Raw genomic sequence first — 16,026 nt, forward strand, 5'->3', positions numbered from 1 at the left:
ATGACCGACAGATTGGACAAAATCGAGGACCAGATCGCTGTTGCTAATGGCAGTAATAGTAATACTGCTATTAGCTCGGAGCTCGCTTTGTCCCCTGAATTTTCTGCCGAACCAATCCCTTATAAGAGCCGTTTCAAGACCTGGATGAGGGCCGTAGCCCTCCTTGTTGTCATGACGTTTCTGCCCGAGCAGATCAGCTGGGCTTTCAATTATAATCCTGCCGTTATTTGGAACATCGAAGATCAGAAATATATTGAACCGGAGTTTTCCAACGTTCAATCCACCTCTGCCGAGCAGATGGTGTCGTTGCGTATCGCTGCCGGCATCAAGAATTTCCTGGGCCAAATTGTTGACAAGCAGGACACCCGCGTTCAAATCGCGCTTCCTGGAATTTCTCAGTCCGAAGACCCTTCCCGCAGCGTTATTGTTGAATCCAAAGTCACGATTTCCCAAGAGCATGTCCGCGATATTGCCGCTTGGTTGCGGGACCCCGCGATCCATCCCCTGAACTGCGGTGTTTATGCCTTGCGCGACCTTTTGGCGCAGCGCCAGGTGAACGTCAATTTGGAGGATCTTTCCCTGGCCACGCTGCTGGTGGATTTGCTCAATGACATTGTCCGCCCCGGAGAGCAAAAGCTCAAAACGTCCCTTTACTCGATTCACCAGATCGTCAATTCCTACGGCCTGGACTTTAAGGCCGTTAAAGTCGACCCCCAACAGATCCTCAAACTGAACACCCCGTTTATCGCAAATTACGAGTCCGAACATTTTGTCACGGTCAACGCCGTTGATGAAACCAACGTCTATTTCACGGATATCGGCCGGACAAAAGTTGAGCCCAGGGAAAGTTTTGCCAAGAAATTGAGCGGGTATGTTTTGGCCGCGGATTTGGACAAAACAGATGTGGCTTATGAGCCGGTATCGGATGCGGCCATGGCGTTTGTCTGGGGGAACAGGTGGGTGAATCATTCTGATGATCTGCCTGGTTTGATGGACGGCGGCGATATCGCGCTCCAGGTGGGGATGGAGCTTCTCCAATTGGCGATGATCTTCATTTCGCCGATCAGTTTCTTAACATATATCGTTTCGCATATCATGAGCCTCCTGGTGACCGCCGGTGTCGTGGACCAGGACACGGCGTTTATTGTCACCACGGCCTTTTCCGCGGCGGTGGCGGCCTTCTCAATCATCTCGGCCGGCCTTCAGGCCGCCGGACAAGCAGGGACAGAAGCGGGGAAGACGGCGGCGACGGAAACAGGGAAAACTGTAGCGACGGAAACGGGAAAAGCGGTGGTCACGGAAACGGGGAAAACGGTGGCTGAAAGTGCGGTCGTCACCACCGCTCAGGTTGGCGCACAGACCGCTCTGCAAGCGATCGGGAATATTTTTATCCAAATCGGGAAGGCCATTTGGGACGCGATCAAGAGCGTGTGGGAGGCGATCAAAGGGATTTTCACGGGCGAGACATTTACGAAGTTGTGGAGCAACATCGCGGACAACTTTACCATGATCGGGGGAACGTCAGGCGGCGCGGCGGGTGCGGGCGCGCCAGGAGTGACGGGTGCCGTCACAAACGCTGCTTCTTCCAACGCCATGAAGGCCGCGGCCGAAAGCGCGGCCGCCAAAAGCTTGGCGGGTGCGGCGACTAAATTGACCAGCGGTCAGATCGCGCAGTTGGTGGTGAAGGCTTTGGCCGCAGGCGCGATCAAGGCCATTGTGCAGTTGAAATTGCCCGAGATCCTGGAGGAGGCCCTGGGGGATGATTTTGATCCTATCCTGAAGCAGGCGATCGTCGGCATCGCGACTTCGGTGGGGTCTGAGCTGGCCATGGGGACTTTCGCGGGCATCGCGGACCAGTTCGGTTCGCCGGTCCTGACCCAGGCCATGGGCATGGGCGAGTGGAAATTGGGCGCGGACGGCAAGACCGGTTATTTTGATCCCAGTTTCGGACAGGGCATTGCCGAGGCGTTAAAATCCATTCCCGAACGTTTCGTGTATGCCGGCATGCGCGCCTTGGGACAGATCCTTTTGAAAGAAATCGATGAGGAAAAATTTGGTCCTGACACGCTTGCTTCACAGGCATTCGGTGCCATGATCGGTGATCTCGGGGCTCTCACATTCAGGGCTTTTACGGATGATCTCGGTTTTTCTAATCCGGTGGAAGTGAAAAAGGATGAGAAAGGGTATTACATAGAACACTCCCTCGGCAAGGACGCAGAGGGCAAGAGTATAAAAACACAGAAAGAATATATCACAGTTGATCCGGCGAAAGGGGATCACGTCGTCGCGGCCGGGAACACGGGCAGGACGTATTTAATGACTGAGAATAAGTTTTTGTCCGCTTTCACGTCCCGGGTGTCCCAGGGGGCGTTTGCTATGGCCGTGGCCTACGGCGTGGATGAGCTCGCGGGCCGCGACGCCACGGACCAGTTTAAAATGCTTGCCGGCCGCATGATCGGTTTTATGTCGCAACAGGTCGTAACCGCTTTTGGCCCTGTTGTGGTTGATTTCTTCTCCGGAAAGAATATTGCCGCTCCGGGAAAGAGCGTTGTTGCCGATGGGGAAAACGCACAGTCTGCCCTTCAATACGCAGGCAATAACTTTTTGCATAACTTTACGCATTTTGTGGATGACGACCTGGGTTATGGCGGAGCCAGCACTAAGCAGGCCTGGACCAGGAGCGGTTTCTCGAGCCTCCAGCAGTTCTCGCAGTTTATGGACCATTTTGTGGACGCGACCGGATTCAACCAGCAATGGGCCGAGGGGGTCAAGGATTATCGCAAGCAGCTTGAGAAGCAGAATCAGGAGCGGCCTGAAGGCGAAAGGTATGACGAAGAAACCATCGACACCATGGTGAATCTCTATGCCATGGAAGCCCATCGGGCTTCTCAAGCCGGATTCTTTAATACCAAATTCGCCGGCGGCATTATCAGCCCCGATCAATATTCCGCCGGCGGTATTGTTGAGGGCATGAAGACCACACTGGAATATATCTTTTCCGCGATCATCTTGAGCTATTCTCCCACCTCCCGGGTGGAGGACCCCGCAACGGGCCAGATGGTCGCTAATCCGGATTCAAAAGCTGTCAAAATTTTCAGGGATTGGCTTGGGTTCACATACCGGCCTATTCTGAAGCGGGCATCCAGGGACGGGAAGACCAATGTTGTTGAGGAATATGTATGCGCCCCGGGCCAGCCTTGCCGCGGCCATACGGCAGGCAACAAAGACGTCCTTTTCCTCTTCACGAAATTCAGCGGCAAGGGGATGAATAACTATTTCTTTAATTTCGAAGCAGATCAAACGGTTATCGATACACCGTGGGTCAATCTTGAGACCGGTGAAATGTATGTGATCAGCGGCGAGTATCAGTCATGGTTCGGGGGGGCGGCTGACGAAACGTTCAAGACAGCCGACGGGCAGAGCCACCGGTTCATCGGCGGAGGCGGGGAGGCGGAAACGGCCTGGGACAATGACAGGCACGATAAGAAGATTTCCGGTGTTCCGGAGAATATGTCGAGTCTGGGCATTGCTTCTTACGGCCACAGCGCGCTTTATTCCGAAGGCGCTGTCGCTTACACGGCTGAGAAAGACGGCGACAGGATCGTCACGTCGGCCGCATCTTCGACGAATTATGTGGGTTCGGATGGCACGATGAACACGCAATTTTCCCAATTCAACCCCTGGAGCGGAAAGAAACCGACGGGCGACGACAGCTTCCTTCTTGCGCTGGCGGCCGCCCTGTTTGCGGGCGTGGATCCCGCAACCGGCCGGTTCATCGTGGATCAGGACGCCGTCAACCGGGATCCCGCCGGAGCGGTTGGGGCGCTTTTTGATCTGGCGAGGGGGCTTTTTCCCGATGATGCTAATTTGGCGTATAAGACCACAGATGAGAATGGTAACACAGTTATTCAAACGAGTAACAACCTGGTGCTCGCCCTGATCGAAAACACGACACGCGTCATCGATAAATCCAAGAAGTTCATTCAGGACCGCGGCGAGCCGATTATTTATAGCGATGAGTCGCAAGGGGTCTATGCCATGGCGGCGCCCGCGGATGCGAATGAGACAGCCGGGATCCTTGCAGAGGCAAAAGGAAAGGGGATGTACGCCTGGGTGGGGAGCGGGCCGGAGGACGAGGGGAAGATCTTTATTTCCAGCCAAGGTCTCAAAGAATCTGTTAACGAGACGGTCATCACCATTGCCCCAAACACGGAGCTCGGTAAGGCGCTGTCGAGAGCGGTGAGAGGCGTTGAGGGAACTGAGACCCAGTCCGTGCAGACGACGTGGATGAGGCTGGGGACAGACGGCCTTCCCGACCGCCGATTTATTATCGCCGATCGGCTTTTGCAGAACTCCTGGGAAACCTTCAAGGATGGCCATGAGGAAGCTCCAGTTTTCATCCCTACCATGAAGGCGGGGGAACTGGCCCTCAGCGCCGGACTGGGAGAGATCCTGCCGTCCTTGCAGAACACGTTGGATTTGATCAAAAAGGAGCCGGGCAAATCCATCGTTTTTGAGGGAGAGGGTGATTTGGCCCAGAAGCTGCCGGGAACGAAATTGTCGGTTGAGGCACAAGTCGCGGCCTTGAAGAAATTTAAGGAAGCTGTGGCGGCGCAGTCCGGGGTCGGAGCTTCGCCGGAGGAATGGCCGGAGGGGGATTACAGCACAGATAAGCTCGTTACGGTTTTGCAGGGTGCGAATTATTCTCCAGAAAAAATTGCCGAAGCGATGGCCAAGCCGCCGGCCGAGCAGGCGGTGATGATAGCGGAGGTTGATGCGAGCTTCCAACTGGAACCGGCTGACCCGAGAGTGAAGAATGAAAGGTTGGCGGAGTTCCGCAAGGAAGCGATCGATCAGGTTGTGGCGGATACCAGTGTCAAACAAGGATTCGGCGCGGCCCTCAACGACAATCCTGATCAGGTGAACCTGAAAGTGGCGGACAAGCCGCTGTTCCTGAATGATTACGGGCAGGCTTATTTTGAGGGACAGACGACAATTCTTGATTCCGAGAATAGACCCGTGGTCGTGGGTAATGTTAACACGGTGATCTCGCTCTCCGGCAGCCGGGAAACAAGGGGCGAAGACAGCATCCGCACCGTCTTTACGCTGGCCAACCCCAACGGCAACCCGACCGTAGTGAATGAAAACGGAGAGATTGTCGATCTGGGTTCCGGCGTCAAGGCCCAGGGGATTGCCCAGGGCGAAGGGGTTACGTTCGGCGATCTGTATCAGGGATATTTCGGCGTCAAGCCCAGCGGCGCAAACACGGTGTATCTTGCCGAGGCTTTTTATACAGTGAAGGAAGGGACAGGCGAGATCGAGGCAGGCCGGGTGTATTCGAAATACGCCAATGGCAGCATTAATAGAGAGGCCTATGGCCTGGTCACCTCTGGGGCGGAAAAAGGCGACTCGTTCACCTTTTCCATGGTTGGCGAATATATCAACCGGGCCGGCGAAAAATCCGGAACGGAAGGGGCCAGCGGCTCTTCTGTTGTCAAGGCCGAGATCATTGATACGAACGTGCAATTGCTGACCGCCCAGGACGGGGCTGCGGTCCTGCTCGACAACCGTCCGAAAGCGGCCGCTAAAGATGGCCAGGCCAGCACTGGCGGTAACCAGCCGGGGGCGTATGAGATCCATCCGTTCAGCTTGATGGTCAGGGATTTCAACGCCATGCTCGGGCCGGGCAGTGTCATCGTTTACGGCAGCCAGTTTGGGCAGAGCCCGCGGTCGGACGATGAAAAGATCAAGAATGCCATCGTCAAGGTCAATGACGACGGCCGGGTGACTTTCTATCTGAACGGCAAAGAAGCGACGCTGGCTTTCGACGGAAAGATTTTCCACGTCACGCCGCCCACGGCGGTCATCCGCGCCGCCAAACCTACGGCGGCCGGCCAGGCGGCTGTGGCAACGGCAGAAGTCATTTTCGGAAAAGACAGCCTGGCCGCCATGGCGTTGACCACGGTTTTGGGCACGGAGTATGTGACCCAGGTGGCCAAGCTCGAGGGTATGTTGCAGGACGCCGAAGTCCTTCTGGGGGATGCCAGCGGCAGGACGCACAGCGGTCCGTTCGCTGTTATGGTCGAAGACCAGGTGAAAACAAAAGTCAGCGGCAAGGCATTTTACACGGCGTCTCCGGTAATTGAGCAGACAGCGGTCTCCCTGCTGGGCGGCACGAAAAAGGATCAAATGGTGCTGACCGTTGATCCCGATTATATTGCGCCAAACGCCGACGCGAGTAAAGTCCACTCCAGCGGTATTTCCGGGACCGGCAGCCAATTGATCTTCACGGAGCAGGGCACCGTTGAAGGGGTCTTCAGCGGAGTGGTGAACGCCGTCGGCCCGGCCGTCACTACGGCCCCCAACGCCTGGACCATGGAAGCCGCCCCTGTTACCACGGCCGTCTTCCCTATATTTATGATGATTCCGTTGCTTGGTAAAGTGCAAAATCCGGACGATCAGAAAAAGGACCAGTCCATCCTCGCGAAATCAGGCCAAAAGAAGGAGGGGTACGATATTGTTGGTATCTTCGATGAGCTTGATCCGGTCGGGACAGAGACAGTCAATGGTCAGGCATGGAATATCTATGAGGTGGATATCTCTCAAAAATCTTTTTCAGGACAATTGTTTGCGGGAGAAGCCACCGGCAACAACGCCCAGAATTTTGTCGGGGTTGAGGTTGTTCAGAATGCGGACGGGACCATCACGCATAAAGCGAAACTCATGCCCCAGGGGAAAGACATCGTTTTCAACAGGGAAGGCGCCGGTCAAGGCCGCGTGACCTATCAGGCTGATCCTTTCCAATACGGCTTTGGGAGCCGGACCACCGGAGAAGACGGCAGGGAGAAAATCACTTACGCGTCCATGACCCAGTCCCTGGACAGCTTTTATCTTGAGAACCGCCAGGAAAGCATGATTACCCCGAACGCGACCAATTCCAACGATCGCGTCGTCAAATTGAATGACGAAGGCGACGTGGCCAGCGTGGATGCCGGCCTTTTCAAGAATTCTCTGTTTGTCGGCGGCGTGAGAAAGGAAGGGCAGGATGCCGCAGCTCCGCTTGTTAATGCTATTAACGCGTTTTTGCCCGGAGGCGCTCAATTGTCTTTGCCGGAAGGTCTGGAATTTTCTGTCCCGGTTTCCCAGCAGTTGACCTACATGGGCAACGGCGCCATTTCCATCAAAGACGGTCAGTTAGTGGTCTTGGACGGCAGCGAGACCATGATCGTTTCTGAAGAGGGGACGAAATCGAGCCTGGTGAACGGCGGGCAGGACATGGTCAAGATGCGCCAGACGCGCGTCGGGTATCAGAAGGACGGCATCCAGGAATATTCTGTTTTGATCCAGACCGAATATCCGGAAGTCTTGTCGGGCGGGGAAGTCACCGGCAGCAAGGCGAAACTGGTTCTTCCGGCGGCAGCCGGTTTGATGAGGGAAGTTTCTGCGGAAAGAGATTACACCCAGCCGAATCTCAACAACGCGGACGTTCAGCCGGATTTTGATATCGTGAGGGGCGATGTGAAGGTTTCCGGATCCGACATCTTGCTGGCCGGCCAGGTGTGGGGCAAAGTGACGCCGTTCTGGTCGCAGGACGGAGACATCGCCAGCAGCTACATCAAAGTCCAGTTCGGTCAGGTGGCGGACACCTATAATCCTTTTAACGTTGATATCAAGATCGAGCAGCTGGAAAGTTTCATGAAGGCGGTGGATAAGACGTATCGCGGTGGCGCAGCGACCGCAGAGCAGCTGCAGTCCGGCATGAAAGAGGCCGGTTACAAGATTTCAAATGACGACGCGACCAAACTGGCCAAGGTGTTCAACGAAAGCCGTGCAGCCAACACCCCCGAAGCCAGAGAGGCCTTTAAGCAGGCCAGCCAGCAGGTTCTGAATGACAAGAATGAAAATCCCGCCGCCCAGGGGCAGGGCCCGCCCGGGGAAGTCGCCCTTGTCGGCCATGTTCCTGGCACGGAGTATAATTTCTTTACCGCCGCCGATCCGAGCCAGTTCCGACCCACCGGAGACAGTGCAACGAGTCCAACCCAACCGAATGCCCCCGGGATGGATTCCCAAAGCAATACCAATAGACCTCCCTCAAAGATTGAAGCACCAGCCCCTCAAGCCGCAGATAATCAAGGCCAAATGGACATGCTCGCCTTGGCCAAGCCGACCGTTTTACCGGAACTTCCTCCCGAATCTCCGGTTCAGCCGGAACAGCAGCCCGATGCTTCTCAAAGTGAGAAATTATTGCGATCCGCCGCAGACATTTTAAAAAACTGGACAAATTCTATGGGCGCCGCGGCGGGCGACAATCTCGGCGAACCTTTCCCGGCAGAAAGCGATAGGCCGGCGACGTTGATTTTGGGCAATGTCATTTCCAATCGTGCGGCGTTGAAGCCCAGTGCGGACGGTTCAGGGGTTGATTCTCTGACCATCCAGGGTGACGGTGTTGTGCCGGAAACCAAGGAAACTTCGGAATTCGCCAAAGCCGCGGAAACCGGCCAGCCGTTTTTGACCATGCAGATGGAGAAGGATCCTGCGACGGGCCAGAATGTGTTTCGAATCAACGGCAAGAATGTCGACCCTAAGGTCATGAACGAATTCGCCCAAAGCTTCTCGGAATATGTTTCCAGCCAATCCAAGGGCGACGTGCAGATCCTTGTTTCTAATGATTCTTCCAGCACAACCGTGATTCCGCAGGCCACGGTCACGGGGGGTGAACTGGCCATGGCTGGTTCTGCTCCTAATGCCGGCGCGGCCCAGAGCGAGGCGCCGTTGACGCCGGAAAAACAGAAACTCATGAATTTCCTGAACAATCCGTCGTCCCAACTGACGCCGGCGGTTCCAATAGCAGCGGGAGAACTCACCGAGGTTCCCGGAGGTTCTCCCTCCAGCATGGGAGCGTCGGACAAGGCCAGCCCTGACCAGCAGATTCCCGAAGGTGTGGAGGGCGGCCTGGTGTTCCGTCTCGGCCAGTGGGACGCGAAGCGGGGCCGCAATGTCTTTACCGGTTTTGTCACGCATGCCCCGGGCGGGATCGGCAGCTATTACGGCATTGACAAAAGCGCCGCAGACACGGCGACCGGGATCCCCACAACGCTTTCTTTCCAGAGCAGCACCTACTCGGACAGCGTCAAGATCAGTCTCTATCGCAAGGACGCCAACAGCACGGATTCCCGGTTTGTCGGTATTTACATCGATGACAAGGGGCAGAAGATTCCGTTCAACATGAAAAATTACGCCGGCCTCGGGGTCATCGAGGGGTTGAAGTATGGCCTGACGGATCTGGCGTCCAACCGCCAGGCGCTGGATGAGAATTTTGTTTTTGCCGTTAGTGAATTCGCCAAGATTTTCAACTCCTATGGATTTGCCGGCAGCAAAGACGCCCCGTTCGAGGCATTCCTGCAGGGGATGAAAAACAAACAGGAGGGGCAGACGCCGTATAACTTCGGCGAGAATTTTGTCAACGCCCTGGTGCAGGCCGAGATGACGCACGCGATTGAGCTGTATAAGAAGGCCTTGAGCTCCAGGGATATGAAGGAATACAACGCGTATAAGAATAAGAAAATCGACGCGTTAGCTCTTCCTCTTGCTGAAGCTCTGGGTCTGAACAGCAATGATCAGCTCAAGACCGAGGTCAAGAACTTGGTCTGGCAGCAGTTGCTCGAGCTGGAAGGCCGGATCAGGATGGGCGGCGCGGACGTTGCCGGCTATGCGTCTGCAGAAGATTCCGTGAAGCCGGGCCTCCAGGAGTTCCGTAATATCCAGTTCGCGAAGACAGAGAAAGAGATCGGCAGCTTCACGACCTCCGGCAGCGACGGGAGAGATATTCTCGCGGCCATCCCGAAAGAAGAAATGGCAGAGATCAATAAACTGGCCTTGGCCCAGGATGTCCGAGAGATCGCCGCCCAGGCTGGGGACGAAACCGCCCGGCAGGCGGTCTTGAATAATCCGTCTTTGTCAGAAGATGGCAAAGTCAATCTTGTTAAAGGGATTTTGGACATCTCATCTCCGGCCAGCCTTGAAGAAGCAAAGCAAAGGGTTTTGAATGATCCGAGTCTTTCTGCCGATCAGAAGGCTGGCCTGGCAAACAAGTCCCCTGAAGAAGTTGCTTTGGCTCAGCCGGACCTTTGGTTGAAGAACAGCGCTTCCGCCGCGCAAGTTGCGTTGGTCCGTTCCGACCTCTGGGCCGGCATCGGTACCGCAAAATTGGTTTTGACAGCCGCGGACGGCAGCCCGATCCGCCGCAATCAGACCGATACGAATATGATGGGCGATCTGGCCCTGGTGACGAAGAACGACGAAGGCAAATATGTGTATCTCAACGATCAGGGCGAAAAAGTCGTGACCGAAACCCTGCCAGCCAACGCCCAGGCCCTGATGTTTTATAATCCGCAGAAAAAATTGAACGGCGCGCAGACAGGCGAAGGGTTCATCAACTGGCAGTTTGCCGGCGGCGAGGCGCGCGTCCTGAAGGACGGCGTTGACGGCGGAGTCTGGGGCCCGGCCAACTGGACGTTCGTGGAAGGCCCGGACGGCAATGCCCTGACAGAAACAAAGACCGGCTTGATTCTGGTGAACGAAAAAGGAACGCCGGTCCTGCAGAACGGTCAATTTGTTCATCTGACCAAACGCGACGATGGAAACTTTGTGGACGCTGAAGGTAACGTGGTCCCTGGAAATGGCTTTGTCGGGCCGTTGCAGCCCGGCCAGGCTCTGGCGAAAGTTGCGCCGCTGGGTATTTATTTGACGGGCGCCCAGCAGGGTGTCAGCACGGCGGCGCTGTCTGACGGGTCGGGGTGGAACGAAAACGCCGGCATCGGGCAGAAGATCCGGTTCAACGACCAGGGCGCCTGGAATCTGCTGTTGGAAAACGGCCGCGTGGTCTTACCGGGCGACTATTCGACAATGAATAAGGTTGGTGATGCTGGCGCCTTGGGCACGGGTCTCGGGTTCTTCTCCCCGAACACTCCTCAAGGGAAGGGCGGCGCCAATCAAGAGCCAAAACTCTCTTTAACGCCCCATGTCGCCAAGGACGGGATTCTTGATAACGGGAATATTGTCGCTGCGTTGGGCCAGGGCATCGCCAACGGCGGCAAAGATTCCACCGCCGGCCTTGAGTTCGTCGGCCTGAACATGGTCAGGGGACGGGCCCAGTTCGCTTCGACCCTCGGCCAGCAGGGTGTTTCGATCTCTGCGGATCAGAACGAAGTCAACGCGGCGAGAAGGTGGCTGACCACCTTAGGCCAGGGCGGCGGCGAAGAGTTGACGATGATGGCCACCGGCCAGAAATTGATTATCATGCCGACCCTGCCGGTTCTGGAAAGGAAGATCAATCAGATCCGCGCGGCCAAGACGGACGGCGTTGTGGTGGATACGGATACTCAGAGGATGGGTGTGGTTTCCAAGAAAGATTTTAACGCTGCTCCGGACGCCAAGCTTGGGTTCAAAACGCCTGTCAGAAGCGGGCAGTTGATCGTTCAGGGGACAGTTAAAGGCGAAGATGGCAAGAATAAAATCGTATTCAAAGTGATCGACGCCGAACGGCTTATGGGCGCTCCGGAGAAGTGGATCCAGGGGACATTTCTGAATCCCAAGTCGGGGAAAACGGAAATTGTTTATGTCAGGGCCTCGGATTGGGAACAGCGCAATTTGACCGACAGATTGAACATTCCCTACCAGGGGGAATACGGCGGGTTCCGGCACACGCATGCGCTGGTGACCATCGCGGGGCTCAGCAAGCAGTTTGAGCTGGAAGAAATGAAGGCCGAGTTGGTTTCCGAGGGCGGTATCCGTGCCGGCATGCGCGTTGACCAGCTGTTATATGCCGCGGAAGACGATGTCACGGGATCGGACAATATCGACATGTATTTAACGGATGCGAAAGGGCACAGGGTCGCCGGAACAAAAGTGTCCGTGGATATTGGCGAGATCAAGCTGGGCACGACCGACGCCGAAGTCGCGTTTAACGGGCACCAGGTCGAGCTCGCCAGGGGGGTCTCGCTGGAAGATGTCCTGGCTGGGCGCGAGGCAACTCAGGCAGAATGGGAGAGGGGCTTTGAAGTTTCCTGGTATCAGAAGCTGTGGAGGAGCGACAACAGAATCGTGCGTGTGCCCGTGGCCGATGAGAGCGGGAATGTGTCCTATCTTTACCGCGAAGTTGATGACGGGACATTCGAGGGAAAAATCAAAGGCGAGCCCATCGAGATCTCTTCTTTGGATTATTTTGGCGAGAACGCCAATGTGAGGCTGGCAAATGAGTCGGCCGCGGTCGGGTTCTGGGGCCACCTGTTTGACAGCTTTGACACCGACCGGAATGACGACAACATGGTCGCGGCCAGTTTTGACGCCGGAGGCAATGCTCATGTTGGGATCATCGATTTTGAGCCGACCCTGCTCGGCCATCTGGTCACCGATGAATATGCGGACTCCAAGACCGGCGATGTGGTTGTCGCCCGCGGGGTTCTGAACAGAGATGACGGCGTGAAGGAATTCTTCAAGACCGGCGATTCCGCGGACACGATGGCCACATGGATCGGATCGATCGACGCGATCACCGCCCCGATCACCGTGGCGCTGGCGCTGACCGGCGTGGGTAACCTCGCCAACGCCGGCAAGGAAGGGGCGAAGCAGGCGGGGATCCGCATGGCGACCGAAATGGTCAAACGAAAGCTTGCCACCGACGCAGCCAAGATCCTTTTGAGCGAGACAGGAAAAGCGGTTGGGAGAGTGGGCTTGAACTATGCGAAAAATTATTTGGTCATTTCCGGCGTTTCCCTGGGGCTGGAAGAAGCGATCACCTACCATTATACCGGCGGCCTGATGTCCTCCGACAACGTGGTCCGCAGTCTTTTGTTGTCCCACGGGTTCACGGCGGCGGCCCGCGGCCTTAAGACCGTGGCCCTGGCGGAGCAATTGAAAACATTGCAGGCCGCTGCACAGACCTCGAAGTTTTTTAACACCCCGGCCCGCGCGGCGGCTTCGAGCTTGGCGATCACGACCGCGGCGACAACCGGTGTATCCATCGCGGGAGAGATTGTTTCCAAGGGGGGCTGGGACAGGGCGGATGTTAAAACGGCCGCGATCCGCGGCGCCTTGTTGGGGCCGGTTGTTTTCAGCTCCATTTACGGCGGCAGCAAGCTGGTCGCATTTTCAGGCGGCGGGATCGCGGATTACGGCAAGCTGGCGCTACAAACGGCTGTGTTGCCGGGGGTGACGTATGGCGCGTACGGATTTGGAACATCCATCGCGGATGACGTTCAAGCCGGGCGCGAGATCAGCTTTGCCGACGCGGCTTTTAAAGGCGGTAAATACGGGCTCTGGGCGATGGGGGTCGGCGCAGGGTTGACTCTCGGTTCTCGAGGGGTTCTTGCTTTCAGCAAGAGCGGAAAAAGCCTGGTTGCAGTTGCCAAGACCGTGAAAACCCCGGCCATGCAGCCGTACAATTCTCTTACATCCGCGCAGAAGTTCGCATATGTGCGCAATGTTATTTTATGGCGGGCAGCGGGAGGGGGGGCAGGATTGGCGGCAGGGAATGCTTACAGTCTTGCGACTCGCGGGGATTTTCTCCCGACCGACGCGAATATTGCCGCTTTTGCGGCCGGCGCGATTTTCATTAAACTCCGCAACCCCAAACAATATTTTGCCGCTGGCATTCAAAGATTGGGCGGCGTCACGGTTGCTGGTGAAGGTGCGGCGGCAAGCAAAATTCCGATTTTGGCCATTCCCAAAATGGTTTCGCACGGCGCCACCGGTTTCGCCGGCGCCGGCGTTCTTTGGGAGGGGACCAAGGGTGTTATCGGTGGCGTTGCCCGCTATATCGACGGAGATCCCGGGATGTATTCCAAGGCCGAGCAGTTCGATTCCAAATTCCAGTTGATGAGCACGTATGCCAACACTATCGGTGGAGGCATGAGTGCAGGTCTTTGGATGGGGCCGCTCATCGGGTTCGCCATGGCCGGCGCAAAGACGCACTTCGGAAATCTTGTTATGGAGAACCAGGGTTTTGTAGGCACTACCTCATTGGTGATCAGGGCGGCCCGCAACGGATTCCGGCCCGGCACGGTGGAGAAGCTCGCCACGCAATATACCAAGACAAATTCCAGCAACTGGCTGCACAAAGCTTTGGGGCTGACCAAAACAGCCGCCGGAGAACTGGAAGGAAATTATTTGGCCAAGCAGGTGGCCATGGTCGATCACCTGGCGGTTTTCCTGGGAGCGACCGATATCCTGAACGCGGTTAATTCCGATGCCCTGACAGCCCTGGCCCTGGAAGATCCGGAGATGGCTAAGAAGATTTCCGGGGACCATCATCCTTTGAGTCAGAAGGGTCAGGAAGAGATTATGAAGACGGCCGGTGAGATCGCCCTCTGGGAAGCCATCGTGCTCCTGCCCCAGCCGGGCGGCTGGCCGCAGGCCAAAGGCCCAAGAGCTCCGCCGGAATTGGGTTATCACGATGGTCCCGGTTATCACGATGGCCCCGGCTATCATGGTTCCGGTGAAGGAAAGGGCCAACCGCGCACTTTCCGCGACGCGTTTGGTTATTTTCGTGAAGGTGAAGACTCCTTTGCATACCGGGAAAGACGTTCTCCCACCCTTTTGCAGGACCCTCAAGCCCAGCTTGATCCTAAAAAAGAAATTGACCGTTATCTTGGCACGTTGCCTGAAGGCGAAAGGGCGGAGCTGGATAGCTATAGCCAGCAGGCAGGACCAATGCATCCTGATACGGAAGCGGTTGTTGCCGTGCCTGTGGCCGGCCATCAGGAGGCCAAGAACATTTACCGCACACTTTCCAATTTTGCCGATCAGCGCGATTCCCGCGGCAGCAGGATCAATCCCAACTCATTTGAGATCCTGCTTTTTGTCAACCATCCGGAAGGGACCAGCGCCGAGGCGACATTGGCGGAGGTCGCCAGATTCAAACAGGATAATCCGAATGTGAACGTCCGCGTCGTGCATCAGACATTCGGCGCGGGGGAATTCACGATCGGCCGTGTGAGAAAATCAACCACCGACCTGGTTTTGAAGAGATCTCAGGAGCGCCCGGAAGGATCTGACAAAGAGGTCGTTATTATCAGCAATGACGCGGATATGAAGTCGATGTCCCCGATCTATATCAGTTCCGTTGTGGAAGCGTTTAAGGCCAATCCTCGGGCCGATGCCATGCTCGGCAAGATTGATTGGGACAATGCCGCTTATGAGAAGAGTCCGTTTGTGCACATCGGGACCAGGATGTTCCAATATTTGGATGCCATTTATCGCGGAAAACACAAGAGGATTGGATCCAGCGGCGCCAACTATGCTTTCCGTGGATCGACGTATTCAGCGGTCGGGGGTTATTTTAGGTCTGATCGCATCACAGAAGACGTCAGATTGGGTGAGTTGTTCAGATCGGCAAGAGGAGGGAACCGGGACTCTTATAGAGGAAGATTCCTGTATGGCAGCGCCAAAATGGAAATTCAGACAGATGCCCGCCGCGCCATGGATGCGGTCGCGCGGGGCCTTTCTCCGGCAGAGCAGTGGAGCGGGGGAAACTTCGGCGCCAACGATGCCTTGAGAATGAAGGACTGGCTTGCCGGCGAAGGTTTTGATTTGGCCCAAATCAGGACCCCCGCCTTTAGGGCTAAACTGCAGGATATGTTCCGGAGGACTTTGTATGAATATCATCCCAATTTCGGGCCGGCTGAGAGACGGGTTCTCGGATTCATGGGCATTGAATACACCCTCGAAAAAGCGTCGAGAGTATCGCCTGAAGGACAGAATGCTGTTAAGCAGCGGATTGCAGAGCTGGATGCTCAACGCCTCGCAGCCTTAGAAAAGGGGAATACGGAGGGCGCCGGAAAGATTGAAGGGCAGATCAGTGATCTGAGTAATATTGTAAAAAGGATGCAGGAGGTCACCACCCTCCCCGTCTTTACTGATGTTTCGAAATTGGCCGCCGGGTTGGAAGGTTGGCATCAGGCCCGCGGCAATAAACCGGCCTCGCCTGAGAGAGGTCCGGCTCCGTCCACCGGCCCGCCGTCCGGCAAG

1 protein-coding gene (cut by a window edge) is annotated in these 16,026 nt (G+C 56.1%); it reads left to right on the forward strand.

From position 1 onward, the window contains the following. Nucleotides 1–16,026: part of an inositol monophosphatase family protein coding region (locus Q8Q08_00405; protein ID MDP2652474.1), annotated on the forward strand (this coding region is incomplete at its 3' end). 126,724 nt of the annotated region lie beyond the right edge of the window; the window shows 16,026 of its 142,750 annotated nt.

The sequence above is a fragment of the Candidatus Omnitrophota bacterium genome, assembly GCA_030688425.1.
In the GTDB taxonomy this organism is placed as follows: Bacteria; Omnitrophota; Gorgyraeia; order Zapsychrales; family JANLHA01; genus JAUYIB01.